This is a genomic window from Bradyrhizobium sp. BR 1433 (assembly GCF_051547665.1).
Lineage (GTDB): Bacteria > Pseudomonadota > Alphaproteobacteria > Rhizobiales > Xanthobacteraceae > Bradyrhizobium > Bradyrhizobium australafricanum.
Window position 1 is genome coordinate 2660005 of the sequence record NZ_JBPUGG010000001.1, and the last position, 25305, is coordinate 2685309.

Annotated in this window: 25 protein-coding genes and 3 pseudogenes; 6 read left to right on the top strand and 22 right to left on the bottom strand. The window is 63.4% G+C overall.

What is annotated here, in order from left to right; all coding sequences use genetic code 11:
- Positions 1–8: 8 nt before the first annotated feature.
- Complete coding sequence (locus ACSKB9_RS13275) at positions 9–1010, top strand: NADP-dependent oxidoreductase (RefSeq protein ID WP_438073631.1); 1002 nt, start codon at positions 9–11, stop codon at positions 1008–1010.
- Between the two features lie 173 nt (positions 1011–1183).
- Here the strand turns inward: ACSKB9_RS13275 and ACSKB9_RS13280 are convergent, their stop codons facing one another.
- Positions 1184–1981, bottom strand: coding sequence for a helix-turn-helix transcriptional regulator (locus ACSKB9_RS13280; RefSeq protein WP_438073633.1), 798 nt, complete (start codon positions 1979–1981; stop codon positions 1184–1186).
- Between the two features lie 161 nt (positions 1982–2142).
- Here ACSKB9_RS13280 and ACSKB9_RS13285 point away from each other — a divergent pair, with 161 nt between their 5' ends.
- Positions 2143–2334 (top strand): hypothetical protein, encoded by a 192-nt coding sequence (locus tag ACSKB9_RS13285; RefSeq protein WP_438073635.1) that lies wholly within the window; start codon positions 2143–2145, stop codon positions 2332–2334.
- 460 nt (positions 2335–2794) lie between these two features.
- On the opposite strand, the gene ACSKB9_RS13290 is transcribed toward ACSKB9_RS13285, so the two are convergent.
- From ACSKB9_RS13290 to ACSKB9_RS13390, 21 genes and pseudogenes are all read right to left on the bottom strand, one after another.
- The gene (locus ACSKB9_RS13290; RefSeq protein ID WP_438073637.1) at positions 2795–2980 is read right to left on the bottom strand and encodes a hypothetical protein; all 186 of its coding nucleotides are present in this window, start codon (positions 2978–2980) and stop codon (positions 2795–2797) included.
- A 331-nt stretch (positions 2981–3311) separates the two neighbouring features.
- A pseudogene (gene dhaK, locus ACSKB9_RS13295) lies at positions 3312–4294 on the bottom strand (dihydroxyacetone kinase subunit DhaK).
- Between the two features lie 37 nt (positions 4295–4331).
- Positions 4332–4754: a hypothetical protein gene (locus tag ACSKB9_RS13300; RefSeq protein WP_253638989.1), complete on the bottom strand. Its 423-nt coding sequence runs from the start codon at positions 4752–4754 to the stop codon at positions 4332–4334.
- Positions 4747–5160 (bottom strand): putative PEP-binding protein, encoded by a 414-nt coding sequence (locus ACSKB9_RS13305; protein WP_438080185.1) that lies wholly within the window; start codon positions 5158–5160, stop codon positions 4747–4749. The genes ACSKB9_RS13300 and ACSKB9_RS13305 overlap by 8 nt, the downstream gene beginning before the upstream one ends.
- Positions 5120–6382: pseudogene (locus ACSKB9_RS13310) on the bottom strand (putative PEP-binding protein); the annotation flags it as partial. The gene ACSKB9_RS13305 and the pseudogene ACSKB9_RS13310, both read right to left, overlap by 41 nt.
- A complete protein-coding gene (locus ACSKB9_RS13315; protein WP_244481825.1) occupies positions 6369–6671 on the bottom strand; it encodes an HPr family phosphocarrier protein in 303 nt (100 codons plus the stop codon). The gene ACSKB9_RS13315 and the pseudogene ACSKB9_RS13310, both read right to left, overlap by 14 nt.
- A 32-nt stretch (positions 6672–6703) precedes the next feature.
- On the bottom strand, positions 6704–7096 hold the full coding sequence (gene dhaM / locus ACSKB9_RS13320) for a dihydroxyacetone kinase phosphoryl donor subunit DhaM (protein ID WP_028163196.1): 393 nt from the start codon (positions 7094–7096) through the stop codon (positions 6704–6706).
- Complete coding sequence (dhaL, locus tag ACSKB9_RS13325; RefSeq protein ID WP_028335630.1) at positions 7093–7716, bottom strand: dihydroxyacetone kinase subunit DhaL; 624 nt, start codon at positions 7714–7716, stop codon at positions 7093–7095. Before dhaL ends, dhaM begins: the two co-directional genes overlap by 4 nt.
- 21 nt (positions 7717–7737) lie before the next feature.
- A complete protein-coding gene (locus ACSKB9_RS13330) occupies positions 7738–8763 on the bottom strand; it encodes an ABC transporter ATP-binding protein (RefSeq protein ID WP_438073640.1) in 1026 nt (341 codons plus the stop codon).
- Positions 8756–9853: an ABC transporter ATP-binding protein gene (locus tag ACSKB9_RS13335; RefSeq protein WP_438073642.1), complete on the bottom strand. Its 1098-nt coding sequence runs from the start codon at positions 9851–9853 to the stop codon at positions 8756–8758. The genes ACSKB9_RS13330 and ACSKB9_RS13335 overlap by 8 nt, the downstream gene beginning before the upstream one ends.
- Positions 9854–9857: 4 nt before the next feature.
- Entirely contained in the window at positions 9858–10076 is a 219-nt protein-coding gene (locus tag ACSKB9_RS13340; protein ID WP_057021016.1) for a hypothetical protein, read from the bottom strand.
- A complete protein-coding gene (locus ACSKB9_RS13345; RefSeq protein ID WP_438073643.1) occupies positions 10073–11050 on the bottom strand; it encodes a carbohydrate ABC transporter permease in 978 nt (325 codons plus the stop codon). The genes ACSKB9_RS13340 and ACSKB9_RS13345 overlap by 4 nt, the downstream gene beginning before the upstream one ends.
- On the bottom strand, positions 11047–12021 hold the full coding sequence (locus tag ACSKB9_RS13350; RefSeq protein ID WP_310881838.1) for a carbohydrate ABC transporter permease: 975 nt from the start codon (positions 12019–12021) through the stop codon (positions 11047–11049). The genes ACSKB9_RS13345 and ACSKB9_RS13350 overlap by 4 nt, the downstream gene beginning before the upstream one ends.
- A 70-nt stretch (positions 12022–12091) precedes the next feature.
- Positions 12092–13450, bottom strand: a complete 1359-nt coding sequence (locus ACSKB9_RS13355; protein ID WP_168856300.1) for an ABC transporter substrate-binding protein — start codon at positions 13448–13450, stop codon at positions 12092–12094.
- Between the two features lie 677 nt (positions 13451–14127).
- Positions 14128–15165, bottom strand: coding sequence for a tagatose 1,6-diphosphate aldolase (locus ACSKB9_RS13360; RefSeq protein ID WP_438073645.1), 1038 nt, complete (start codon positions 15163–15165; stop codon positions 14128–14130).
- A complete protein-coding gene (locus ACSKB9_RS13365) occupies positions 15162–16076 on the bottom strand; it encodes a sugar kinase (RefSeq protein ID WP_438073647.1) in 915 nt (304 codons plus the stop codon). Before ACSKB9_RS13365 ends, ACSKB9_RS13360 begins: the two co-directional genes overlap by 4 nt.
- A 41-nt stretch (positions 16077–16117) precedes the next feature.
- A complete protein-coding gene (locus tag ACSKB9_RS13370) occupies positions 16118–17191 on the bottom strand; it encodes an ABC transporter ATP-binding protein (protein WP_438073649.1) in 1074 nt (357 codons plus the stop codon).
- Positions 17192–17197: 6 nt separating this feature from the next.
- Positions 17198–18202, bottom strand: coding sequence for a zinc-dependent alcohol dehydrogenase family protein (locus ACSKB9_RS13375; protein WP_438073651.1), 1005 nt, complete (start codon positions 18200–18202; stop codon positions 17198–17200).
- A gap of 7 nt (positions 18203–18209) precedes the next feature.
- Positions 18210–19037 (bottom strand): carbohydrate ABC transporter permease, encoded by an 828-nt coding sequence (locus ACSKB9_RS13380; RefSeq protein ID WP_028335651.1) that lies wholly within the window; start codon positions 19035–19037, stop codon positions 18210–18212.
- Between the two features lie 4 nt (positions 19038–19041).
- Positions 19042–19929: a carbohydrate ABC transporter permease gene (locus tag ACSKB9_RS13385; protein ID WP_076823847.1), complete on the bottom strand. Its 888-nt coding sequence runs from the start codon at positions 19927–19929 to the stop codon at positions 19042–19044.
- A gap of 58 nt (positions 19930–19987) precedes the next feature.
- Positions 19988–21289, bottom strand: coding sequence for an ABC transporter substrate-binding protein (locus tag ACSKB9_RS13390; protein ID WP_438073654.1), 1302 nt, complete (start codon positions 21287–21289; stop codon positions 19988–19990).
- 181 nt (positions 21290–21470) lie between these two features.
- On the opposite strand from ACSKB9_RS13390, the gene ACSKB9_RS13395 reads away from it, so the two are divergent.
- The 4 genes and pseudogenes from ACSKB9_RS13395 to ACSKB9_RS13410 all read left to right on the top strand — a co-directional run bounded on the left by ACSKB9_RS13395 (position 21471) and on the right by ACSKB9_RS13410 (position 25302).
- A complete protein-coding gene (locus ACSKB9_RS13395; protein WP_438073656.1) occupies positions 21471–22565 on the top strand; it encodes a LacI family DNA-binding transcriptional regulator in 1095 nt (364 codons plus the stop codon).
- The gene (locus ACSKB9_RS13400) at positions 22520–23254 is read left to right on the top strand and encodes an SDR family NAD(P)-dependent oxidoreductase (RefSeq protein WP_438073658.1); all 735 of its coding nucleotides are present in this window, start codon (positions 22520–22522) and stop codon (positions 23252–23254) included. Before ACSKB9_RS13395 ends, ACSKB9_RS13400 begins: the two co-directional genes overlap by 46 nt.
- A pseudogene (locus ACSKB9_RS13405) lies at positions 23251–23376 on the top strand (SUMF1/EgtB/PvdO family nonheme iron enzyme); the annotation flags it as partial. The gene ACSKB9_RS13400 and the pseudogene ACSKB9_RS13405, both read left to right, overlap by 4 nt.
- A 135-nt stretch (positions 23377–23511) precedes the next feature.
- Entirely contained in the window at positions 23512–25302 is a 1791-nt protein-coding gene (locus ACSKB9_RS13410; protein WP_438080187.1) for a chloride channel protein, read from the top strand.
- The last annotated feature ends 3 nt before the right edge of the window (positions 25303–25305 follow it).

The window sequence follows — 25305 nt, forward strand, 5'->3', positions numbered from 1 at the left end:
AGAGAAACATGAAAGCACTCGTCTTCAAGCGTTACGGCAAGCCAGATCAGATCGTCATTGTCGATACCCCTCGGCCGACGCTCAAGCCGAACGAAATTCTCGTTCAGGTTCACGCGGCCGGCTTGAATCCGGTCGACAACATGATTCCGAAGGGAACGTTCAAGCCCTTCCTTCGGTTTCAGCTACCCGCCACGATGGGTAGCGATTTGGCCGGCGTCGTGGTGGAGGTCGGAAGTCGTGTGACTCGCTTTGAGCCGGGCGATGCCGTATTCGCCAGCATCTTCGATCTCGGCACAGGCGCCCTCGCCGAGTTTGCGCTTGTGCCGGAGAACGCCGCCGCGCTCGAACCGGAGAATCTGGATTTCGTGCAGGCGGCCTCGATGCCGATGGTCGGTCTGACGTCGTGGCAAGCGCTCAAGGAGCGAGCAAATCTCAAGCCAGGTCAAAAGGTGTTTATCCCCGCAGGTGCCGGAGGTATCGGCACGTTCGCGATGCAGCTCGCGAAATACCTCGGAGCAAGAGTGGGGACGACAACCAGCACAGGAAACGTGGATCTCGTGCGGAGCCTTGGAGCGGATGAGGTGATTGATTACAAGAAACAGCAATTTGACGAGGTGCTGAGGGATTATGACGTCGTGCTGGGAACGGTTAGGGGCGATGCGATCGAGAAATCCCTTCGGATATTGAAGGCAAGGAGCGCCGTCGTCTCGCTCGTCGGGCCGCCTGACCCCGCATTCGCACGCGCCCGGGGTATGAACTTCTTCATGGCGCTGCTGTTCGGGTTGCTAAGCCGCAAGATAGTTGGCCGCGCCAAGAAACGTGGCGTCGCGTACTCGTTCCTGTTCGTGCATCCTGACGGTGGCCAACTCGCAGAAATCGGTGAGCTTCTCAAGGCGGGTCGCATCCGGCCAGTGATCGACAAGGTGTTTCCGTTCGAACAGGCGAAGGAGCCGCTTGCGTACCTCGATAAGGGTCGAGCCAAGGGGAAAGTCGTTGTCCAGATCAGATGATGGACCGCACCAGTTTCGCACCAGAAACGGCGCGATCAAACCACAACGAACGCGATCGAAAGCAAACAAAACAAAAGGAAAATCAACGAACCTGATCGATATCCTGTCGCTCATAACGGTCTGGTTGCAGGTTCGAGTCCTGCCGGCCCACCAGCAAATCAACTGTAAGTTCGTTATCGCAGCTTGCCGAGCCACAGCGCGGTGAGCGCCGAGCGATTGCGCACGCCGAACTTGGCGTAGATCGACTTGACGTGGAAATGCGTGGTGTTCGGACTTTGGTCAAGCCTCTGCGCGATCTGCTTTTCCGTGTGCCCGTCGAGCAGTGCGAGCAACACCCTGCGTTCAGCAGGTGTCAGGGGTGCATTGGCGATGAGCAGGCCGTGGCTGAGCAGTTGCTGACGGTGAAACCATCTCAACCCGCGCATCACGAAGCCCAGACGCTGGCCGTCCTGTGCCGAGAAGCGAGGGGCCTCCGCATCGCGAAATACGAACAGGCAAATCCTCACGTCGTCATTGAGCGCTATGCGCACGGAAATGCTGTCGGCGAAGCCGACGTCCAAATAGTGCCGCCGATAGTGCTCGCCCTCGAACCATTCCGCCGGCAGCGCTTCGAACAGCAGGCGGACGCGGAACGGCTCATCTCCCGACATGGAAAGGATCTGAGACAGGTCGACGTCGCGGGACCAGAGCGTATCGAACTGCTTCTGCACGGATGCAGCCACCGCCGGTATCGGGTCCAGCACCCGGACGAGGCGCGGACGCCAACCAAGCAAGGGATCAGCCCGCTTCGGCGAAGGCAATCGCACGACAACACCCCATAGCACATTGCGTGCCGACAACATGGTACGCAGTGCGGCCAGCAGATGTGTCAGTGCGGCGTCGCCATCGCCGACGGAGAACTCGGCCAGCCGATCCCAGAGTGCATAGACATCTTGATTCTGCGGATTGGTGGAATCCGTGGATAGATACATGTCCCCCCGAAACGAGTGCGCAGGTCACCGACCTTCGAGCAAGCATAAGAGACACCGGACCACCTTTCTAGGTAGTTCCCAGACGCATCGAGTGGCGAGATATTCAGCGCGGGTGTTGGGAAGACTGGCCTTCTCACCGTCACGATATTCGGAGATTAACGATGCGCACAGCAACGGGCGCGCGCCGGCTTGACACGCCCGACGACAACCGGACGGAGCGGCGGTGGCGTCTCGGCTTTTTCATCGCCCTATTATGCGCCGTTTTGATTGCACTCGCGGCCTTCGCGCAGGAGCAACCTGCTAAAGCGTTGATCCGACCCACTGGCCCGCTGCCGGCGATCAACATTCCCTGATCGAGGCGCTGTTGGCGCACCATTTGCCTGGAGCCTTGCATTGGAAATTGTGTGATCCAGACCGTTAGCGATCGGGCATCTTTGCTCATGCTGATTTCAGTTTGCCTTGGGGCCTGCTTTGTCCGGGCATTCTGGAAGATCGAAGAAGCCCCCCGTCGCCGAGAGCCGAATCGCGCGCGCCGCTGCAACTGCTGCGATTGCAAACGCTTTTGTCCGGGTATTCCCCGCATCGTCATTGCAGGCAAACGTCCTCAAGCAGACCGCGTTGTTCTGTGGAGCCGCCCTCTTGGTGTGGCTGCTGTCGGTGACTTATGGGCTGGATCTCAGTGCCGGATTCTTCTAGCCGATCAGCATCCGATTCTTGCGTTTGCTTCGGTATCCAAGCCCGTTGAGCCACGTGTGCAGGGGGTTGCCGCGCTCTTCAGGGGCAAGTTCATAGAAGGATGCGGAAATGCGCTGCTCAGACGTTTTGCTCTGCGGCTCTAAGCCCTGGGTCGAAGCCGCCGGCTATCTCGCATCTCTTCTCGTCTTCGCCACGTTTTGCATGAGGACGATGCTCCAGCTCAGGATCACGGCCATCTTGAGCAATGTCGCGTTCATCGCATATGCGTTCTTCGACGGCTTGTATCCAATCCTCATCCTTCACTCGGTTCTGCTGCCTCTTAACGCCGTCCGAACAGTCCAAATGCTCCGCGTCAGGCGAATTGTGGAGCAAGCATCCGAGGGCAAATTCACAACCGAACCGCTATGCCCGTTCATGGTTGCAGGCTCGAGTCCTGCCAGGCCCACCAGCAAATCAATGGCTTGGCACTCACGATTGCCGAAGCTCTTGTCTCCTCGCAAAAGAGATGCCGCGCCCGAAGGACACGGCAAGTTTCAGGGAGGGTGAACCGGCAGACTTCCGGTGCATGCCTGAGACCCCGGCCCATCGTCGGTCAGGGCGCAATCTGAAGATCAGCGGCCGCCCACCGCGGCGGTCACCATTTCAATGCGGCCGTACGCACGGGATGATCCCAGAGCGCCGTGGTCTCGCTGTCGAGCAGGCTCACGGTGAGCGAGCAACCCGCCATGTCCAGCGATGTGACGTAGCTGCCGACCAGCGAACGGGCGATGCGCAGGCCCCGCTCCTCGAGCATCCGGCGCGCCGCGTTGTACATCAGATAGAGCTCGATCGTCGGCGTGCTGCCGAAGCCGTTGACGAGCAGCAGCGCCTCGGAGCCCGCGGGCGCCGCGAGATCGCCGGCGATCGCTGCCGTCATCTCCGATGCGATCGCATCGGCCTCTGCGAGCTTGACGCGACGGCGGCCAGGCTCGCCGTGAATGCCGACCCCCATCTCCATCTCGTCTTCGGCAAGTGCAAAGGTCGGCGTGCCCGCAGCCGGGACGGTGCAGCTGGTCAGCGCAACGCCCATCGAGCGCGTCTGTGCGTTGATGCGCTCGCCGAGCGCCACGCAGGAGGTGAGATCGGCGCCTCTCTCGGCGGCGGCGCCGACGATCTTCTCGACAATCAACGTGCCGGCGACGCCGCGCCGCCCGATACTGTAGGTAGACTTCTCGACCGCGACATCGTCATCGGTCACGATGGTGGCGATGCGACCTTCGGCGATCTCGGCTGCCATCTCGAAGTTCATGCGGTCGCCGGCATAGTTCTTGACGATGAACAGGACGCCGGCATCGCCCGCGACCGCCTGTGCGGCCTCGACGATCTGGTCCGGCGTCGGCGAAGTGAACACCTGGCCGGGACAGGCGGCATCCAGCATGCCGTAGCCGACGAAGCCGGCATGCAGCGGCTCGTGCCCGCTGCCGCCGCCCGAGACCAGCGCGACTTCTTCGAGTTCAGCTCGCGGCGGCGGACGAATTTGCGCTCGGCGCCCAGCACAACCAGATCGGCGTGCGCGGCCGCGAAACCGTCGAGGCTTTCGCCGAGCACGTTGTCGACCGAATTGATGAACTTCTTCATTGTGTCCTCCCCGCTTCGTCCGTTCGGCGTTTCTCGCCTATTTTTCCCGCATGATGGCAATCAGTCGCCGCGTGAACTCCTGGAGCAGCGTGTCAAGCTCGGCGTTGCGCTTGGCGCTGCCGAGGTCCGGCAGATGCAGCGTCAGCGTCCGCTCGTGCGAGCCTTCGCTCAACCGGCCGACGCGGCGCGGATGTGCGCGCGCATAGGCGCGAAGGAAGGCTGCCTTCGCCTGTGGCGGAAAGTGGCAGACATCGAAGATCGTGTTGAGATGCTGCACCGGTATCGGCACCGGATATGCGGGATTGCTGATCTGGCTGACGAAGCTGCGGTTCTTGCCCATGGCATGGGCCAGCCGAAGCCGCATGCCGGACGGGCGGCTCTCAAGGACTTCCTTGAAGATACGCTTGTAGACCGCAACCGCGCCCGCTTCGGGCGCTTCATCGGCCGCCGTGTCAGCCAACGCTGCCTCCGCTGCTCAGCCGGTCAATGGTGTGCTTGATCTGCGCCAGCGCCGATGCATTGACGGAGAGTTCGCGCAGGCCACAATTCAGCAGGGCCGGCAGGCAGCGCGGATCACCGGCCATGTCGCCGCACAGGCTGACGCTGATGCCGGCGCGGCGGCCGTGCTCTGCGGTCCGCGCGATCAGTTCGAGCACTGCGGGATGCAGAGGGTCCCCCAATGGGGCGAGAGCTCCGTTGGAACGATCGCAAGCCAGGACATATTGCGCGAGATCGTTCGAGCCGATCGAGAAGAAGGCGGCCTTGAAGCTGAGATACCGCAAGGGCCGCCGCCGGGACTTCGACCATGATTCCCAGCTCGGGAAGCATCGCGGCAATGCCGTCCGCCTGCAAGCGCTGCACGACATCGGCGAACAGCTTCCGTCCCGCCTCGAGCTCGTCCGCCGATGTGACCATCGGGAACATGACCTTGAGATTGCCGCGCACCGCGGCCCGCGCCAGCGCGCGGAGCTGAACCGCAAAGATCTCGGGCCGGGCGAGGCACAGGCGCAGGCCGCGCACCCCGAGGAACGGATTGGCTTCGCCGTCCACCGTGAAGCCCGGCACCGGCTTGTCGCCGCCCGCGTCAAACGTGCGAATGGTGACCGGTCGCCGGTCTGCCCAACGCAACACCGCATCGTAAGCCTGAAACTGTGTCTCTTCGTCGGGCAGGCTACCGCGCTCCGTCAGCAGGAACTCGGTGCGCATCAGGCCGATGCCGTCGGCATATTGCGCATCGGCATGCTCGAGATCCTCGACGCGTTGGATATTGATGAAGAGCTTGATCCGCTCGCCGCGCCAGGAGGCTGTCGGCCGCCGCAGGATTGCGCGCGCGGATGCCCTGCTCTTGAGATGGCTGTCGCGCCGCTTCTCGAAAGTACGGACCTGTTCGGCATTGGGATCGAGCTCCAGCGTCGCGCCTTCGCCGTCGAGCAACGCCATGGTGCCGATGTCCGGAATGGAACCGAGCTGCACCACCATCGGGATGCCGCGCGCCCGCGCCAGCATCGCGACATGGCTGGTCGGGCTTCCGCGCAACAGCGCCAGGCCGCCGCCGCCGGACCAGTCGATCTCGAGGAATCGCGATGGCGGCAGATCGTCGGCGCAGACCACGCCCCCGTTCGGGATCTTCAGCGGCTGCCCCTGGTCGCCACGCAGAATGTGGACCACGCGGTCGCGCAAATCCGCAAGATCGGAGGAACGCGCTTTCAGATAGTCGTCCGGTGCGGAATTGTAGTCGGCGATGTGCGCGTCGAGCGTCGAACGCCATGCGATATCGGCCGGACGTCCCTCGCCGATCGACGCGAAGATCGCCTCGATCAAATCCTCGTCCTCCAGCAGCGCAACCTGGAATTCGAGGATCTGCGCAGCTTCGCCGCCGGCGCTGGCGGCAAGATCCGCGATCTGGCCACTCGCGACGTCGATCGCATTGCGCAGAGCCAGCGCCTCCTCGACCAGTGTGCCGGCCACACGCTCGCCGGTCGCGCCCGCGTCGACACGGACGAACGGGCCATGGGCAAAGCCGATCGAGGCGGTCCTGCCGCGGTAGGCCAGCCCTGCAGCGCCGCCCTGCATGCTATGGTGCTCCATCCGGAAAATCGCTTGCGATCAGATCGACCAGCGCCGCGACCGCGGCCTCGGCATCGCTACCGGAGGCCTTGATCTCGATCGTGCTGCCATGTGCCGCGCGCATTGCCATGATCTTGGCCACGCTCTTGGCATTGATCCATTCCGGCGCGCCCGCGACCCGCACCGAGATCTGAGCCTGGAACTTCTTGGCGAGCTTGGTCAGCTTGACCGCGGGGCGCGCGTGCATGCCGACCGCATGCACCAGCCGCACATTTCCGGTGAAAATCTGTCCGTCCGCTCTATCAAGCATGCTCATCATCCATTAATCGCGTCGCCGACATTTCAATCGGCAGAGAGTTCCTCGGCCACGGCTCTGACCTGGGCCAGCGAGCTGCCGCCCGCAGCTTCGGTCGCCGCCATGACGGCGCCCTCGACGATCGGCGCGTTGCAGACGACAACGAGATCACGCCGCGCCGGCTCCAGCATTTCGACCGCCATTTCGCTGTTCGTCTCGGCGCCGCCGAGGTCGACAAGCACAGCAACGCCTTTCGACGACCAGGCATCGTTGATGGCGTCGATGATCAGCGGCACGCTGGTGCCGAGACCACCATCGGGATTGCCGCCGCAGAACGCGACCTTGACCTCGCTGCCGACCATCTGCCGCACCATGTCCGCGGTTCCCTTGGCGATATCCCGGGAATGCGAGACGATCACGATCCCTACGGTATCGGTCATTGCCGCGCCTCCAGGCCAGCGCACACAGCGTGCAGCAGAACGCAGCTCGATCGTGCCCCGGGATCGACATGACCGACGCTGCGCGCACCGAGGAACGACGCCCGGCCCTTGGTGGCTTGCATCGGCACTGTGCGCTCAACCGCTTCAGCTGCGGTGATGCGCACCCGCGCGATCAAATCGGGCTGGCCGGCGCCCGCTTTCAGTGTCTCCAGCACCGGAACGAGCACATCGAGCATCGTCTTCTCGCCGGCCTGCGAGCGGCCCCGCGCGCTCACCGCGTCCACTCCGCTACCGAACACGTCGGCGAGATCGTCAGGCAGGTGTTTGTCTTGCGACAGCGCCTCGCCCGCGGCGAGAAAGAAACTGCCATAAAGCGGGCCGGAGGCGCCGCCGACCGTCATGACCAGGGTCTTGCCGATCGCCTTGAATGCCTCGTTGAGCGGCTGCGCCGAGATGGCATCGAGCTTGCCGAGCACGGCTTCGAAGCCGCGCTTCATGTTGGTCCCGTGGTCGCCGTCGCCGATCGCCTGATCCAGGCTCGTGAGCTCCGGCGCGCTGGCGATGACCTGCTCGGCGGCCGCCTTGAGCAGCGACTTGAATGTCTCCGGTTGCACAGACATCTATCTGAACCTCTCGCTCCCCTATTGGACCATCGCGCCGATGCGTTGCCCCGCCCGGTCGAAACACAGCGGACGCACCAGTTGCAATTCAACCTCCTGGCCGGCCCGCAGCGGTTGATGCGGATCCGCCAGCGTCACCAGCGTTTCGCCCTTATAGTCGAGGTGAACGTGATTCTGCTCGCCGAGATGCTCGACGCGATGCACCCGACCGACCATCTGCCCGCCGTTGCGCGCGGTGATCTGAAGGTGCTCGGTGCGGATGCCGACCGTCTCCGTTTCCGGCGGTATGGCCATATCGGACAACAGCCGTGCGGGAAGGAAATTGATCTGGGGCGTCCCGAGCCGCGACGCGACGTAGCTGCTGGATGGATTTTCGTAGACCTCCCTCGGCGTGCCGAGCTGCAGCAGCCGGCCGTCCTTGATCACGCCGATCCTCGATGCCATCGTCATGGCTTCGACCTGGTCGTGGGTCACATAAAGGATGGTCGCGCCGAGCTCGAGCTGGATCCGTTTCAGCTCGAGGCGAAGCTCGGCGCGAAGCTTTGCATCCAGCGACGACAGCGGCTCGTCCATCAGATAGATCGAGGGATCGCGCACCAGCGCACGGCCGATCGCGACCCGCTGCATCTCACCTCCCGACAGGCGGGTGGCACGATTATTCAGCTTGCTGGCGATGTGCAGGAGCTCCGCGGTCTGCTCGACACGCTTCCGGATCAGCGGCTCCAGCACGCGCCGTGCCGGCGAGCGCAGCGGGAATGCGAGGTTGTCATAGACCGACAGATGCGGATACAGCGAATATTGCTGGAACACGAATGCGATGTCCCGTGAACCCGGCGGATCATGCGTCACATCGCGCCCGCCGATCATGACCGAACCGGCGTCGGGGCTCTCGAGCCCGGTGATCAGCCGCAGCGTCGTGGTCTTGCCGGCACCGCTCGGCCCGAGCAGAACGAGGAACTCGCCGTCGTTCACCGTCAGTGAGAGATCGCGCACCGCCTCCACCGCGCCGAAGCGCTTGCTGATATTGCGCAGGCTGACGTCAACCATGGCGCCCCGCCTCCTCGCCGGCGGTCCTGATTGCAAGGCCGCTGCCGGCATCGAACAACGAGAGCCGAACGGAGTTGAATTCGAGGCCGACGGTCTCTCCGATCCGCACCGAGGCGCTCGACGGCAGCCGCGCCGCGACCCGTCCATACGCCGTGTCGATTGTGACGATCTGCGTCGTGCCGAGATATTCCGCGCCGAACACCTCGCCGCGAACGGATCCGGCGTCGGTGAAGCGAATATGTTCCGGGCGAATCCCGAGGGCCAGCGCAGCGCTGGCGCGGTCCTCGCGAATCTCGGGCACCACGAGCCTGGTGTCGTGAAAATTGATCGCCCGGTCACCAGATCGCAGCCCGCCCTCGAAGCGCAGGAAGTTCATCGGCGGCGAGCCGATGAAGTCCGCGACGAACATGCTGGCGGGCCGGTCGTAGACCTCCTGCGGCGTGCCGATCTGTTCCACGCGCCCCTTGTTCATGATCGCAATCTGGTCGGCCATCGACATCGCTTCGAGCTGGTCGTGGGTGACATAGACCGTGGTCGCCTTGATGCGATCGTGCAAATCGCGCAGCTCGCCGCACATCAGATGACGAAACTCTGCGTCGAGTGCGCCCAGCGGCTCGTCCATCAGGAAGGCCTTCGGGCGCCGCACCATGGCTCGCCCGAGCGCGACACGCTGGCGGTCGCCGCCCGAGAGCTTCGATGTCTTGCTCGACAGCAGATGCTCGATCCGCAGCATCCGCGCGGTCTCCTGCACCCGCTCGCGAATCTCGTGCCGCGCCATGCCCTGGCACTTCAGCGGGAAGCCTATGTTCTGCCCGACATTCATGTGCGGATAGAGCGCGAACAGCTGGAACACGAACGCGATATCGCGGACGGCGGCGCGGTGGAACGTGACGTCCTCCCCGTCGAGCAGGATCTTGCCCTCGGTCGGCAGCTCGAGGCCGGCAATCATGCGTAAGGTGGTGGTCTTGCCGCAGCCGGAAGGGCCGAGCAACGCGAAGAAAGTGCCGTCGTCGATGGTGAAGGTCGACCCTTCCACCGCGGTGAACTGATCGAACGACTTGCGAAGATTTTCGATGCGGATCTGAGCCATGGCCCTATTCCGGAAAGTGGCTGACGACGACGAAGCCTACCGTGCCGGCCAGAATCGTCACGAATGAATAGCTGTAGAGATCGATCGAGAAGGGCTGCACCAGCATGAAGATGCCGCCCCCGATCAGGGTCATCGCAACGGCCTCCCAGCGCCCGCGGCTGAAGAAGCGGTGCAATGTCCCCTTGGTTCCCTTGGCCTCCTTAACAACAGCTGAACCGCTCATTTGCGCACCGCTCCGAAGGTGATGCCGCGCAACAGATGCTTGCGGAGCAGCACGGTGAACATGACGATCGGGACGACGAACAGCGTGGTCGCGGCGGCAACCGCCGGCCAGTCCTGCCCGCCCTCACCGATGATGAAAGGGATGAAGGGCGGCATGGTCTGCGCCTCACCGCTAGTCAGCAGAACCGCGAAGGCGTATTCGTTCCAGGAGAAGATCAGGCAGAAGATCGCGGTCGCCGCGATTCCGGTGACGGCCTGCGGCAGCACCACCTTGCGCAGCGCCTGCAGTCGCGTGTAGCCGTCGACGAGGGCCGCCTCCTCGTACTCGCGTGGGATCTCGTCGATGAACCCCTTGAGCAGCCAGACCGCGAGCGAGACGTTCACGGCGGTGTAGAGCAGGATCATTCCGAGCCTGGTGTCGGTCAGGTTGAGCTGCCGGTACATCAGATAGATCGGAATCGCGACCGCGACCGGCGGCATCATCCGCGTCGACAGAATGAAGAACAACAGATCGTCGGCCAACGGAATGCGGAAGCGCGAGAAAGCGTAGGCCGCGAGCGTACCGAGGAAGACGGCGAGGAAAGTCGAACCGAACCCGATGATCAGCGAATTGACAAAGCGCGGGACGACTTTGGACGATCCGGCAATGACCATGTCATGCTTGCAGACCAGCTTGTCATACCAGGTCTCCGGCGGCGGCAACTTGGCGATGAAATCAGGCGTCTGGCGGGTGCGTACCGTGAACAGGTTGACATATCCTTCGAGCGTCGGCTCGAAGATCACCTTGGGCGGATAGGCGATGGCATCGCTTTGCGACTTGAAGGCGGTGGCGACGATCCAGAGCAGCGGCAGGATCGTGATCAACGCATAGAGGATGACGAGAGCGCCAGCGAATGCCTTGGTGCGCGGCGAGGCCTCGACGATCGAGTGTGCGCTGGATCTGGCCAGGACGGATTTGGCTACGGCAGCGGTCATCGTTGCTTCACCTTGTTGAGCGCTTTGACGTAGATGTTGGCGGCCCCGAACACGGTCACGAACAGGATGATGGCGAGCGCGGAGGAATAGCCGGTGCGCCACTTCTCGAATGCCGCGCGCTTCAGTGTGATCGATACGAGCTCGGTGGTCGATCCTGGCCCTCCGGACGTCAGCAGGTTGACCATGTCGAACATCTTGAAGTTCTCGATCGCGCGAAACAGCACCGCCAGCATCAGGAACGGCACCGTCATCGGCAGCGTGATCGACCAGAACTGCCGCCAGGCCGAGGCACGATCGACTTCAGCCGCCTCGTAGATGTAATCCGGGATCGAGCGCAGCCCGGCGAGACAGATCAGCATCACGTAGGGCGCCCACATCCAGGTGTCGACGAGCACGATGGTCCATGGCGCGAGCGCGACCTGCCCTGTCATGCTGAAAGAGCTCGGCGACACACCGGTGAACAAGCTGATCAGATAGTTGAACGGGCCGATCTGCGGCTGCAGCAGCAGCGTCCAGAAATTGCCGACAACCGCCGGTGACAGCATCATCGGCAGCAGGATGATCGTGGTCCAGAAACTGTGGCCGCGGAATTGACGGTTGATCAGAAGCGCGAGCCCAAAGCCGACCACGACCTGCAAGGCGACCGAGCAGATCACGAATTGCGCCGTGGTCTGGAGCCGGAACCAGACGTCCTCGTCGTTGAGTATGTCGCTGAAATTGTCGAGCCCGACAAAACGCAGCGGCAGATAGGACATGCTGAGGTTGAGGCTGGTGAAGGACAGCCGGATCATCCAGACCAGCGGGAAGATGTTGATCGCGAGCAGCAGCGCAATCGTCGGCGCGACGAACAGCCACGCGATGGTCCGGTCGGACAGACCATGGCCGCGGCGTGCGGCGCGGGATTTGGCGGGCTCGCTCACGCCCGGGATCGTAGCATGGTCGGGTTGCAGGATCGTCGTCATCTTGTCCATCGGCTGGCTGGTTCGGCGTCCCCGAGGCTGACCTCGGGGAAGCCAGTTCAGTTGGGACGCGGCGTTCGGGCTATTGCGAGGCGACTTGCTTGCCCTGTTCCTTGAACACCTTGGTCCAGTCCTTGACCAGGAGATCGAGCGCCTGCTGAGCCGTGCCCTTGTCGGCGACGACGTAGTCGTGCACCCGCTTCTGCATATCAAGTAGCAGCTGGGCGTAGGACGGCTCGGCCCAGAAGTCCTTGACGATGCCCATCGACTCCAGGAATTGCGGCGCGAACGCCGCGCTCTTCGGGAAGTCCGGCGCGTCGACCACCGCCTTGAGCGCCGAGTAGCCGCCGATCTGCCACCATTTCTGCTGCACGGCGGGCTGCGCGAACCACTTGATATAGGCGAGCGCGTCGTCCTTGCGGTCGGAGGTTGCAACCACCGAGATGCCCTGTCCGCCGAGTTGGGTGAAGTGCCCGTTCGGGCCGGCCGGATTGACGAAGAAGCCGATCTTGTCGCCACCGACATTCGGATCCTTGTAGAGGCCGGGGAAGAAGGCGAACCAGTTCATCTGCATCGCCACCTGGCCCGACTTGAAGGCATCGAGCCCTTCCTGCATGTAGGCGTTGGTCATGCCCGGCGCGGTGCAGCACTTGTAGAGCTCCTTGTAGAATTCGAGCCCCTTGGCCGCCTCGGCGGAATTGACAATGCCCTGCATCTGGTACGGCTTCTTCGGATTGTCGTAGCTGAAGCCGTAATTGTAGAGCACGTTGGTCACGCCCATCGTGATGCCTTCGGAGCCGCGCTCGGTGAAGATGTAGGCGCCGTAGACCTTCTTGCCGTCGATCTCGCGGCCCTGGAAGAACTCCGCGACCTGCTTCAACTCGTCATAGGTTTTCGGCGGCGCCAGATCACGACCGTACTTGGCCTTGAAAGCCGACTGAATGTCGGGCCGCGAGAACCAGTCCTTGCGATAGGTCCAGCCCACGGCGTCGGCCATCGCCGGCAGCGCCCAGTAGTTCGCCGAATTCTTTGGCCACTGCGAATAGCCGACAACGGTCGCCGGAACGAAGTCGTCCATCGAGATATGCTCTTTGTCGAAGAAATCGTTGAGCTTGACGTACCACTTGTTCTCGGCGGCGCCGCCGATCCACTGGCTGTCGCCGATGATCAGGTCGCAGAGCTTGCCGTGGGAGTTGAGCTCGTTGAGGAAGCGATCCGCGTAGCTCGTCCAGGGGACAAACTCGTACTTCATCTCGATGCCGGATTGCTTGGTGAAATCCTTGCCGAGTTCGACCAGCGCGTTGGCCGGATCCCATGCCGCCCAGCACAGCGTGAGCTGCTTACCCTGGGCCGCAGCTTCGCCTCCGCCAAATATCCCCAGCAGCGCCGCCCCGAGAACCGTGGTGGCCGCTGAGCTTCTCAGCCAATTGAATGTCCGCATATCCGTTTCCTCTCTCGTTGAAGCGTCCAACCCGCTCAGCGCGCCCTGCCGGAGCGACGCCAAGACCCTGAAACCGAGTTTGAGGAGCGATGAGTGAAGGACGAGACGGACCGCTGCCGGAGACGGCTCCGGCATGGCTTGGGCTCCTCCTGCACATCGGCGCTCGATGCGCGATGTTTAGTTTCTTGTATTACTAAACGTAGTACTAAATTTTTTGGCCCGTCAAGCCGGTTCTCGCGACCTTGGCGAAAATATTCCCGACGCTCGCACGCGCAAGCGTGGACGTTTGCAATGCAGCAAACCTCCCCATAATTGCAGCGAATGCGGCGAACAACGATTGCCGACCTGGTCCGGAGGACGCAATTCGGTCCGTCCCGATAACAGGGAAGCCGGAAGGTCAGCCGCAGCCAGCATGTTTAGTATGCGACTTTACTGAACGTTCAACAAAGCGATTGAGCGCGCGGAACAGCCTCCGCGTCGGCCGAAATCCGCCATTGCCGCGAACCGCACCGGTTTCGCGCCAGAAAACGACCTCACCAAAAGCGCGACGAACGCCATCGAACTCAAGCATGGTGCAGCAAGATCAACGAAGCCGATCTTGTTGCGCCGCTCATAACGGTCTGGTTGCAGGTCCGAGTCCTGCCGGGCCCACCAAGACACGTGGAGCCGTCACCGTTTCAATAGGCGCGCGCGAAGTCACCCTCCTGCCTGATGTCAGTGAATACCGGAAAGCGCGCCTTCCACGGCGTGCCCTTGGCCGTCGTCAGCTTGTTGAGCCGCTCAAGCACGCCGAGGCCGTCCTTGCGCAGGCTCGCCGAAACCGCCCCAAGGTCCGGGAAATTCTTCAGGACGGCATCGAGCCAGATGGTGCGACCGGCCAGGAAACCGCCCGCGCCCGCGGCATAGGCGAAATCGAGGACGCGCTCGAATTTTTCCGGCGCCGCGCCGCCCGACAGCAAGACCCAGGGAATGCTCCGCTCGCGGCAGATATCGCCGATCGCATCGAACTCCTTCTGCGCGGCCGTGGCTTCGCTGCTGCCGTCACGGGCCGGCAGGCTGTTGGCCGCGAGAGGGCTCTCAAGCTTCAGGAGATCGACGCCGTAATCGGGCTTGGCAAACTCGCGCACGCTATCGATGACGAGACCCGGCAGCTTGCCGGGCGATTCCACGTAATCGGCGGTGTGATTGGCGCTGCCAAGGAACGGATAGACCAGCAGTTCAAGAACATAGGGAACGTCATGGCGGGCGCACTCCTCGCCAATCTCGCGCACGAAGCGCTTCTGATGCTCGTTGACCGCGGCGTCCGCATCCGGCCGATACCAGGCCAGCACCTTGACGGCGTCGCCGCCCATGGCGCGAATCTTCTCCACACTCCAGTTGGCGATCGCGCGCGACTTGCGACCGCCCGCGGTCTCCTCGACGCGATGCTCCTCCAGCGTCATGATCAGGCCGCAGCGCGGCGGCAACAGATCGATCGCGGCGGGCACGGCAAAATTCGGATCGAACAGCATCGAGCTGCAATGCGGTGCGAGGTTCTCCACGAGGAGCCGCTTGGCCGCAGTGACGTCGGAATATTCGACCTGATCCCGCGTGATTCCCTTCGCCTTCGCAATGGCATCGAACAGCGGCGGCCGCTGATCCAGCGCGACCATGCGAAAGTGGCCTTCCGCGTCAGCAAGGCGTCCCAGCCCGCGGTTCTTTCCAATCGTTCTCATGGCTTCGTCCTCATGAATGCAAGACAGTCGTTGATGGTGGGGATTCCGTTGCGGCCACCGGCGTGGCGACATTTCATCGCGGCCGTGGCTGCAGAAAACGCCATGGCGTTGCGCACATCGAGGCCGACGCCGATCGCAAGGGCATAGGCGCCATGGAAGACGTCGCCGGCGCCGGTGGTATCGACGACATCGACGGCATAGGCGGCGTGCCGGTGCAGCTGGCCATTCTCGTACCAACTGACGCCGCCCTCGCCGCGCGTGACGGCGATGACAGCGCAGCCGAAGCGCGCCAGTGCTGCGAGAGATTCGTCTTTGGCAGATCCGGCGAAAGAAGCGAGCGCAGGCTCGGAGAAGATCGCGTGGTCGGTCAGGGGCAGCAGTCGCTCGAATACCTCGGCATCAGCCATGTCGCCGTCGAGCACCGTCGGAATGCCGCGCGCACGCGCCTCGCGAAACAGCGTCGCGGCGCCCTCCACCCAGCGCGGATCCGCCAGCACCGAGGATGCGCGAGCGACGGCTTCAAGCGGAAGCCAATCGGCCGCATCCGGAAACAGACCACGGAAGTTCACGATCTGCCGCTCGCCTGAACTGTCGACGATGATCCCCGAGACCGACGAGCGGCCATCGGGAAACAGCCGGAAATTCTCGACGTCGACACCTTCGGCGGCAAAACCCGACCGCATCTCGTGCCCGGCGGCATCGTCCCCTGCCCGCCCCCAGAACGCGACGGAGGCACCGAGCCGTGCGACCGCGACCGCGGCATTGGCGGCCATTCCGCCGCCAAGGGTACCGTAGTCGATGGCCTTTATCTTCTCGCTGTTGCCCGCAAAGAGCCGATCGACGCGCCAGACCTGATCGAGCGCGGATAGCCCAAGGCAGATCACCTGGACAGGCCTGGCTCCGGACGCCACGTCCGCGAGCGCCGAAAGAGCTGCTATGTTCGCCGACGCGCTCACCGCAAGACCTGCCCGTTCGCTGCATCGAACAAATGCGTCTTGCCCGGCTGCGGCCGCAAACTGAGGCGATCGCCGGGCTTTGGTCGCAGCGCTGGATCGACCCTTGCGATCGCGGAGACGTCGGCGAGATCGAAATGGATCAGGGTATCCGAGCCGAGCGGCTCGACCAGCTTGACGTTGATGGCGATGCCGTCCGCCGCATCGGTCGTGACGGCAAAATGTTCAGGACGAATGCCGAGCACGGCATTTCCCGCCTGCTGCAGGCGGCTTGCGGCCTCGCCGTCCAGCGGCACCGCCGTTGCGCCCTGCGAAAGGATCGCGCGCTCCTCACGCCATTCGACCGGGAAGAAGTTCATGGCCGGCGAGCCGATGAAGCCGGCGACGAACTGGTTGGCCGGCCGCTCGTAGACCGTCTCCGGCGTGTCGTATTGCTGGATAGCCCCGTTCTGGAGCACCACGATCCGGTCGGCCATCGTCATGGCCTCAATCTGGTCATGGGTCACGAAGACCATGGTGGTCTTGAGCTCCTGCGATAGCGCCTTGATCTCGGCCCGCACCTGCCCGCGCAGTTTTGCGTCGAGGTTGGACAACGGCTCGTCGAACAGGAACGCCTTGGGATTGCGCACGATCGCACGGCCCATGGCGACGCGCTGGCGCTGTCCGCCGGAGAGCTGCTTCGGCTTGCGATCGAGATAGGGCTCGATGTGCAGGAGCGCGGCGGCACGCTTCACGCGCGCATCGATCTCCGCCTTCGGCGTTCCCCGCAACTCCAATGCGAACGACATATTGTCGTAGACGCGCATGTGCGGATAGAGCGCGTAGTCCTGGAACACCATCGCAATATCGCGCTGTGCAGCTTGCACGCCGTTGACGCGCTTGTCGCCGATGTAGAGGTCACCCGACGTGATCGGCTCGAGACCCGCAATGATTCGCAGCAGGGTCGACTTGCCACAGCCGGACGGCCCGACGAAGACGACGAATTCATGGTCCGCGATCTCCAGATTGAGATCGGGGATCACGGTGAAACTGCCGTAGCGCTTGACGAGGTTGCGGATCGAGATCGAGGCCATGATCGCTTAATCCAGCGCCAGTACCGGCTTGATCAGCTCGCCCCTGGCAAAGCGGGCGAAATTCTCAGGCAGGGCCGACAGGCCGAACTCGCCGTCGACGAGGACGCGGTATTCGTCCTTGAACTTGCGCAGCAGCTCGATGTTCGGCTCGAAATCCGAGACCGGAAAGTAGAAGGTCCGGATCATGTAGAAGTCCTTGCGGCGGAACACCTTGCCCTCCTCGATGGTCCAGGGCGCGGCGTTCTCGCCGACCAGCACCAGCGCGCCGCGCGGCAGGACAAGCTCGATGCCGAGGTTGCGCGCCGCATGCGCGCCGGAGCATTCCATGATGAGAGCAAAGCGCTTCGAGGTGTCGCCCACGGGATGCGCCTTCGCGCCGAAGGATTGCGCGATCTTCAACCGCGCCGCATTGGGGTCGGCAACGTAGATGTCGTTGTAGCCGAGCGCACGGAGCGCCAGCACGACGCCGAGGCCGACCGGCCCGGCGCCCATGACAAGAACAGGTCCGGCCTCACCGGGCGGCACCACGCGGCTGACGAAACGCACGGCGTGGCCCGACGTGCCGATGGTGTCGAGCAAGAGCGGCGCAAGGCTGTCCTCGATGTCATCGGGCACCGGCAGCAGGCAATTTTCCGGCACCGGCACGTATTCGGCGTAGCCGCCCGGCCGGTTCCAGCCGATCAGGCTGGAGACCTCCAGGCACATCTGGGTATCGCCGCGCTTGCAGGCCGCGCAATGGTCGCAGTGGAGTGGAATATAGACGGCACAGCGGCGACCATGTAGCCGGTGACCGGGCTGCTCGACCACGCCGAAAATCTCATGGCCGGCGGTGAACTCTGCGCCCTTGTGCCAGAGCTTGAAGTCCGAACCGCACAGCGCGGTGCGCGAAATGCGCACGAGCACTTCACCTGTGCCGACGTCAGGCATTGCCACGCGCTCGATGGTGATGCGGTCGCCGCCGTGGAAGACCGCGGCCTGCATGATCGAATTCGGACGGGGTGACACGTTCATCAGATACCTAGCCTTTCACCGCACCGAGCGTCAGTCCGGACACCAGCCAGCGCTGAACCAGGGCAGCCAGCACCAGCGGCGGCAGTGCGATCAGCGTCGCCGCGGCCATGAGAGCGCCCCATTGCGTCGAGCCTTCGCCGATGAAGTTGAAGGCCGCCGCGATCAGCGTCTTGGTGTCGCCGTTGGAGAGCACCAGCGCAAACAGGAAGTAGTTCCATGAGAAGACGAAGGCGAGGATCGCCGAGACGGCGACGCCGGACGCCACCAGCGGCAGCGCGATACGCCAGAGGATGCGCGTGACGCTGCATCCGTCGACCTGCGCCGCCTCGAAGACGCTGCGCGGGATGCCGTCGAAGGACGGCAGCAGCACCCAGATCACGATCGGCAGCGTGATGACCGCGTGGCTCAGGATCAACGCGGTGTAGGAGCCGATCATCCCGACCTGCCGGAACATGACGTACCACGGCAGCAGGAACAGCGTGCCCGGCGCCATGCGCGCCGCGAGCGTCAGGATCGCCGGCCACGAGATCCGTGTCCAGGAGACGGCGAAAGCGGCGGGGATGCCGAACAGTAAGCCGAGCGCCGTCGAGCCGACGGTGACGATGAGGCTGTTGAGCGCATAGCTGAGGAACGGCGTGGTCTTGGTCAGCTCGACATAATTGTCGAGCGTCGGCGTGAAGATCAGCGTCGGCGGATAGGCCGTGACCTCGAACGACGGCTTGAACGAGGACAACACCATCCAGACCGTCGGCGCCATGATGAGCACGCCGGCGAGCACGAGCTGCACGGTGTTGAGCCAGCGGATCCAGCGGTCGGTGTTGGCGGCATCCGTCATGACATCACCACGCCACAGCGCCGCGCAGGCGGTTGAAGGCGAGCACGGCGCCGAACACGATTGCCGTCAGCGTCAGCATCAGGGCGCTGGCATAGCCGATGTTGAAGAACTCGAAACCCACCCGGAAGCCGTAGATGTTGAGCGTATTCGAAGCGTTGCCGGGGCCGCCCTGGGTCGTGATGTAGATGATGTCGAAGAAGCGCAGGAGATCGACGCTGCGCAGGATGGCTGCGGTGACGATGGTCGGCAGCAGCAGCGGCAGCGTGATGCGCTGAAAAGTCTTGAACGGCGATGCCCCGTCGATCTGCGCGGCCTCGTAGACGCTCGGCGGCAGGGATTGCAGGCCGCCCAGCACGATCAAGGCGACATATGGCGTCCACTGCCAGCTGTCGATCAGAGCGACGGTCGGGATAACCCAGGTCGGCGACGCCAGCCAGTCCGACGGCGGCAGGCCGAACGACTGGAGGATGTAATTGGCCGCGCCCAGCGAGGGATCGAGGATCACCAGCCACATCATGCCCGCCACCACCGGCGGCATCATGAACGGGGAGATGAACAGCGAGCGCACGATTCCCGGCAGGCGCCTGGCGTGAAACAACACCAGAGCCAGCCACACGCCAAAGACGAGCTGGAGCACCAACGACAGCACATAGAGCGCTATGGTGATCCAGAGCCCGTGCCAAAACTCGTAGTCGGAGATCAGCTTTGAGTAATTGGCGAGGCCCGCGAAGGACTGCTTGCCGGTCGAGGAGAATGTCTGGAAGCCGAGCCAGATCGTATAGACGACCGGAAACGCGATCATCGCGACCGTAAAGATCACGGCCGGCGCCGATAGCGCCGTCATTTCCAGCTTCTGCCGGTCCTGCGTGAGTGTCGCAGCCGCGTCCGACATGCGTCCGTTTCCTTGAGAGTGAGGCGCCGGCAGGCACGAGCCTACCGGCATCAAGCGGTTACTTCTGGGCGATCAGCGCATCGAGCGCCTTGTCAGCATCGGCACAGGCTTGGTCGATCGGCTTCTGCTTCAGGATCAGGTCCTGCACGGCCTGGCCGATGAACTCGCGCGATTCCGGATTGGCGATGATGGGATAGCCGACCTCGGAGGAGCCCTTCGTGGCCAACACATCGAGCGCAGCCTGCCATTCCTTGCGGACGGGTTCTTCGTCGATCCATTTGCGGTACTCAGGATCCTGGGCAACCGACGGCCGCGGCGGGGCAATGCCCTGGAGCGCCATTTTCTTCTGCACCTCGGGGCTGGTTGCCCACTGCACGAAGTACCAGGCCGCGTCCGGCTGCTTGCTGTGCGAAGACACCGCCATGCCCCAGCCGATCGTGGTCGGCACCTGGCCGGCCTCGCCTGCCGGGAACGGCAACAGGCCGGTGTCCTTCAGGCGCGCGCCGCCCTCCATCACCGTGCGCAACTCGTTCGAGGATTCGAATGCCATCGCGGCGCGGCCGCTGCGGTAGAGCGCCGAAATCTGCTGGAAGCTGTAGTTGACCACACCCGGCGGACCGAAGTCACGCAGCAGCCGGCTATAGGTGTCGAGTGCTTCCTTGCCCTTGGCCGAGCAGAGGTTCGACTTGCCGCCTGCGATGTAGCTGCCTCCGATGTTGTGCAGCATGTTGCTGAAGGTGTAGGCGACCGCGGGCTTGAGGCCACGCGAGACAAAGGGCGTGACAGCGCTGTCGCAGGTCTTGATCTTCTCGGCCGCCGCCTCGACATCCTTGATGGTCTTCGGCGCCTCAATGCCGCACTTCTTGAAGATGTCGGTGCGGTAATAGAAGATCGGACCTTCGATGTTCATCGGCATGCTGGTCAGCTTGCCGCCGAAGGTCGCGGCCTTGAGCAGGGCCTGGCTCAACCCGGCCGGGTCGTATTCCTTGGCCACCTCGTTCTTGGCCATCGCAGTGAGATCGCCGTACCAGCCGGCCGCGGCGAACTGCTCGCCCTCGCGCGAAGGCAGCGTCATGAACACGTCGACCTCGTCGCTGTTCGCATTCATGACGGTGACCAGACGCTGGCGCATCTGCTGTTCCTGATAGCCGTCGACCTTCAGGGTCATGCCGGTCAGCTTCTCGAAATCGGCCTTGTAGGTCAGCAGCGCCTGCGCGACCGGATTGTTATTGGCGAGAAAGGTGACGGTCCTGCCCTTGAACTTCATCCAGTCGAAATCGGCCGCATGAGCCTGCGCGCTGACGGCAACGATCGCGAGAACGGGCAACGCGACGTGCGTCGCGAGCATCCTGACCTTCATCGAACTCTCCTCCCGGCTGGCCGCCTTAAGCTGGTGGCCATTTTGAATGCGCCTTGAAAACGGTTACAATCTAGACCTCACATCGGTTGTGTCAAGCAATGGACAAACCGGATATTCTGCGGCAAATTTACGAGATTACCGCTACCACGCGGTTTGCCCCATCGAATGTAACGTTACATTGATGCGATTGACCAACGCCAAATCCGTGAAACAGGGCATCCGCGCCGTCGCAGCCCGTGCCGGCGTCTCAACGGCCTCGGTATCGCGCGCGCTCAACAATCCCGATGCGGTAAGCCCTTCCCTGCGGGCGCGCATCGAACAGGCTATCGACGCGCTCGGCTACATTCCGCATGCGCCGGCGCGCATCCTGTCGTCACGGCGCTCGCGCACGCTTGGCGCGATCGTTCCGACCATCGACAACACGATGTTCGCGCGCGGCATCGCCTCGCTCCAGCAGTATCTCTCCTCGGTCGGATACATGCTGTTTCTCACCACGAGCGGCTACGATCTCGACGTCGAATTGCAGCAAGCGCGCAATTTGATCAGCCGCGGCGTCGATGGACTTGTGCTGCGCGGTGATTGCCATCACGAGGGACTGCGCAAGTTGCTTGCGGACAATGCGGTTCCCTTCATCAATGTCGGCATCTACCAGCCTGATCGACCCCACCCGTGCGTCGGAACCAACAACGAAGCGGCCGCCCATCGCGCCGCTGCGCATGTCATCGAGCTTGGCCACCGCCGCATCGGGATCGTCTCGGCGCTCCAGCGCAACAACGACCGCGCCAGCGCGCGCGTCGCCGGCTTTCGCCGCGCGCTCACCGAGAACGGCCTGGAGCTTCCGCCGCAATGGCATGTCGAGGTGCCCTACACGCTGGATGACGCGCGCGAAGCAGCCCGCTATCTCCTCAACCTGAAGGATCGTCCGACCGCCGTCGTCTGCGGCAACGATGTGATCGCCTACGGCGTGTTGCTCGAGGCGGAGCGCGATGGATTTTCGGTGCCGCGCGACCTGTCGGTGGTCGGCTTCGACGATCTCGACTGGAGCCGCCATTTGCGGCCGAGCCTGACCACGATCCACGTACCAACCGGAGAAACCTGGCAGCGCGCCGGGAATATCTGGTGCGCAGCCTCGCCGGCGAGCAGACCATCATGCATCGCGAGATCGACTTCTCCCTGGTGGTCCGTGAATCGACGGCTCCCCCTCTCAAATCCTGAAGCGAGACCCCTCCAATGCGCTCAAATTTCTCTCTTGCGCCCGGCTTCCATACCGTGGTGATCGGCGGCGCCGGCGACATTGGCGCCGCAATCAGCAATCAGTTTTGCGACCTCAGCGCGACGGTGACTGCAACGGCGGCCAGCGAGACCGATCTGGCGCGCACTTTGCTGAAATCGCGCGCCGGACTCACACTGGCGACGCTCGACGTCACGAACGACGACGCTGTCGCTTCCTTTGCCCGACGGCAAAAGCGCGTCGATGCGCTGGTCAACTGCGCGGGAATCCTCGCCCGCGACAAGGAATACGAGATCGAGACCTTCATGAGGGTGCTCGACGTCAATCTCACGGGCACATTTCGAACCTGCATGGCGTTCCGCCCGCTTCTCGCCGAGAGCAAGGGCGCGATCGTCAATCTTGCCTCGATGAATGCGACATTGGCGCTGCCGCGAATCCCCGCTTATTGCGCCAGCAAGGGCGGTGTCGTGATGCTGACCAAGGCGCTCGCCTTGGCATGGGCCGAGCAAGGCATCCGGGTTAATGCGGTTGCGCCCGGCTATATCGAAACGGCGATCAATGCGGCCGGCCGCACCGATCGCGCGCACTATCAGCGCATCGCCGACCGCACCGCGTTCAAGCGCTGGGGTCAGCCGGAGGACATTGCGGGAGCCGTCGCATTCCTCTGCATGCCGGCATCACAATATGCGACCGGCACCGTCGTCGCGGTGGATGGCGGGTTTCTTGCCGGATGAGCCAGGAAACCAACGGATACGGCCTGCATAATGTCGCCGGAAATGTTTGGGAATGGTACGAGGACCGCCTCGCACCGTCGGGAGTCCCCTTGAATCGCGAGCCTGCACCGAACCGCTCGACGCGCGGTGAATCCTGCCTCGAGTTCCCACGGCAGCCGCCGCCGCTTCGCAGCGAGACCCGAACGCGTCGGTCGGCTCGTCGAGCAAGATCGGCTTTTCTGTCGTGCGCACCGGGCAGCTGCGGGATCCGGCATAGGATGACGCTGGCGACAAATGCCGCGAAGCCGGCCCCTGCTCCCGGCACCCGTCTGTTGCCGCAGTTCTTGCGCAATTTCGTGCGCAATCGCGAGACCGGCCTCGTGCTGGTCGGCATTGTCGTCGGGTTGCTGAGCGGCGTCCTCGTTGCGGCGATCTCGGGCCTCAGCCAGGCTTCGCACGCGCTGCTGTTCGACATTCCCCTCGACGCACATCTGAGCGCCACCGGCGTGATTTCCTGGCAGCGCACGCTGCTGATCCCGGCAGTTGGCGGCCTGGTCCTGGCGCTGATCGGGCTGTACTTCGCACGGCGCGTCAAGGGACAGCAGCTCGCTGACGCGATCGAAGCCAACGCGCTCTATGGCGGCCGGGTGTCCTTCCGCGGCAGCCTGCTGATCTCGATCCAAACTCTGCTGTCCAACGGATTCGGTGGATCAGTCGGACTGGAAGCGGGATACACGCAGATCTGCTCGATGTTTGGCTCCCATGTCGGCCAGCGCCTCGCCGCCCGCCGCAACGACATGCGGCTGTTGGTGGCCTGCGGCGCGGCGGGGGCGATCAGCGCAGCGTTTTCGGCTCCGCTGGCCGGCGCCTTCTATGCCTTCGAGGTCGTGCTGGGAGCCTACACCTCGGCCGCTCTCGTGCCCGTCATCGCCAGCGCCGTCACGGCCTGGCTGGTGGCGCGGGGGTTGACGCATCAGTCCTTTCTGATGGTGCCCGGCTTCCCATCGCCCGTGTCCGTCGAGATGATCGGACAGACCGTGCTGATCGGCATCATTTGTGCGTTCGTCAGCATCCTCGTCATGCTCGCGGTCGCATTTTCCGAACGCTGCTTTCAGCGCGTCACGCTTTTCAGCGGCTTCATGCGTCCGATCCTCGGTGGCCTGCTGCTCGGCGGCCTCGCCCTGCTGACGCCGACCGTGCTCGGCGCCGGCCATGGCGCAATGCAGATCCTGCTGGTCAGCAATCCGAGCTGGCTCCTGCTCACGACGACCATCGTGCTCAAGATCCTGGCATCGGCCATCTCGCTCGGCTCCGGCTTTCGCGGCGGCCTGTTCTTCGCCTCGCTGCTGCTCGGCGCGCTGATCGGGCAGCTCTACAGCGTCGTGCTGACCGGCCCCTTCCCCACGCTCGCGCTTCAGCCCGGCACGGCCGCCATCGCGGCCCTTGCCGCGCTCGGAACCGGCGTGCTGGGCGCACCGTTCAGCATGGTTTGTCTCGCACTCGAGATCACCGGCGATTTCTCCGTGACCGTGGGAGCCGTGGTCGCATCATCGGTCTGCGCGCTCATCGTCCGCGAGTTGTTCGGCTACAGCTTTGCGACGTGGCGCTTCCACCTGCGCGGCGAGGTGATCCGCGGTCCGCAGGACATCGGCTGGGTCCGTCAGATGAGCGCGGCCTCCCTGATGCGCACCGACTTCGAGAATGCACTGACGACAATGCCGATCGGCGAGGCGCAGAAGCTGTTTTCGCCGGCGCAGGTCCGGCAGGTCGTGCTGCGCGATCCGAACGGCAGCTATGCCGGCATCGTTGCGGCCGCGACGCTGCATTCCGTCACCAATCGGGACGACGATCCGCTCGGGTCGCTTGCCCAGCAGCAGGATGAGTATTTGCTTCCGACCACGTCGGTTCGCGAGATCCTGAAGGCCTTTGAACGGAGCGAAGCCGACGTCCTCGCGGTCATTGACCGTGCCGACCATCGCGTCACGATTGGTACCTTAAGCGAATCCCATGTGCTGCGCACGTATGGGGAAGAGCTCGAACGCCGGAACCAGGAGCTGTTTTCGCGGTGATAC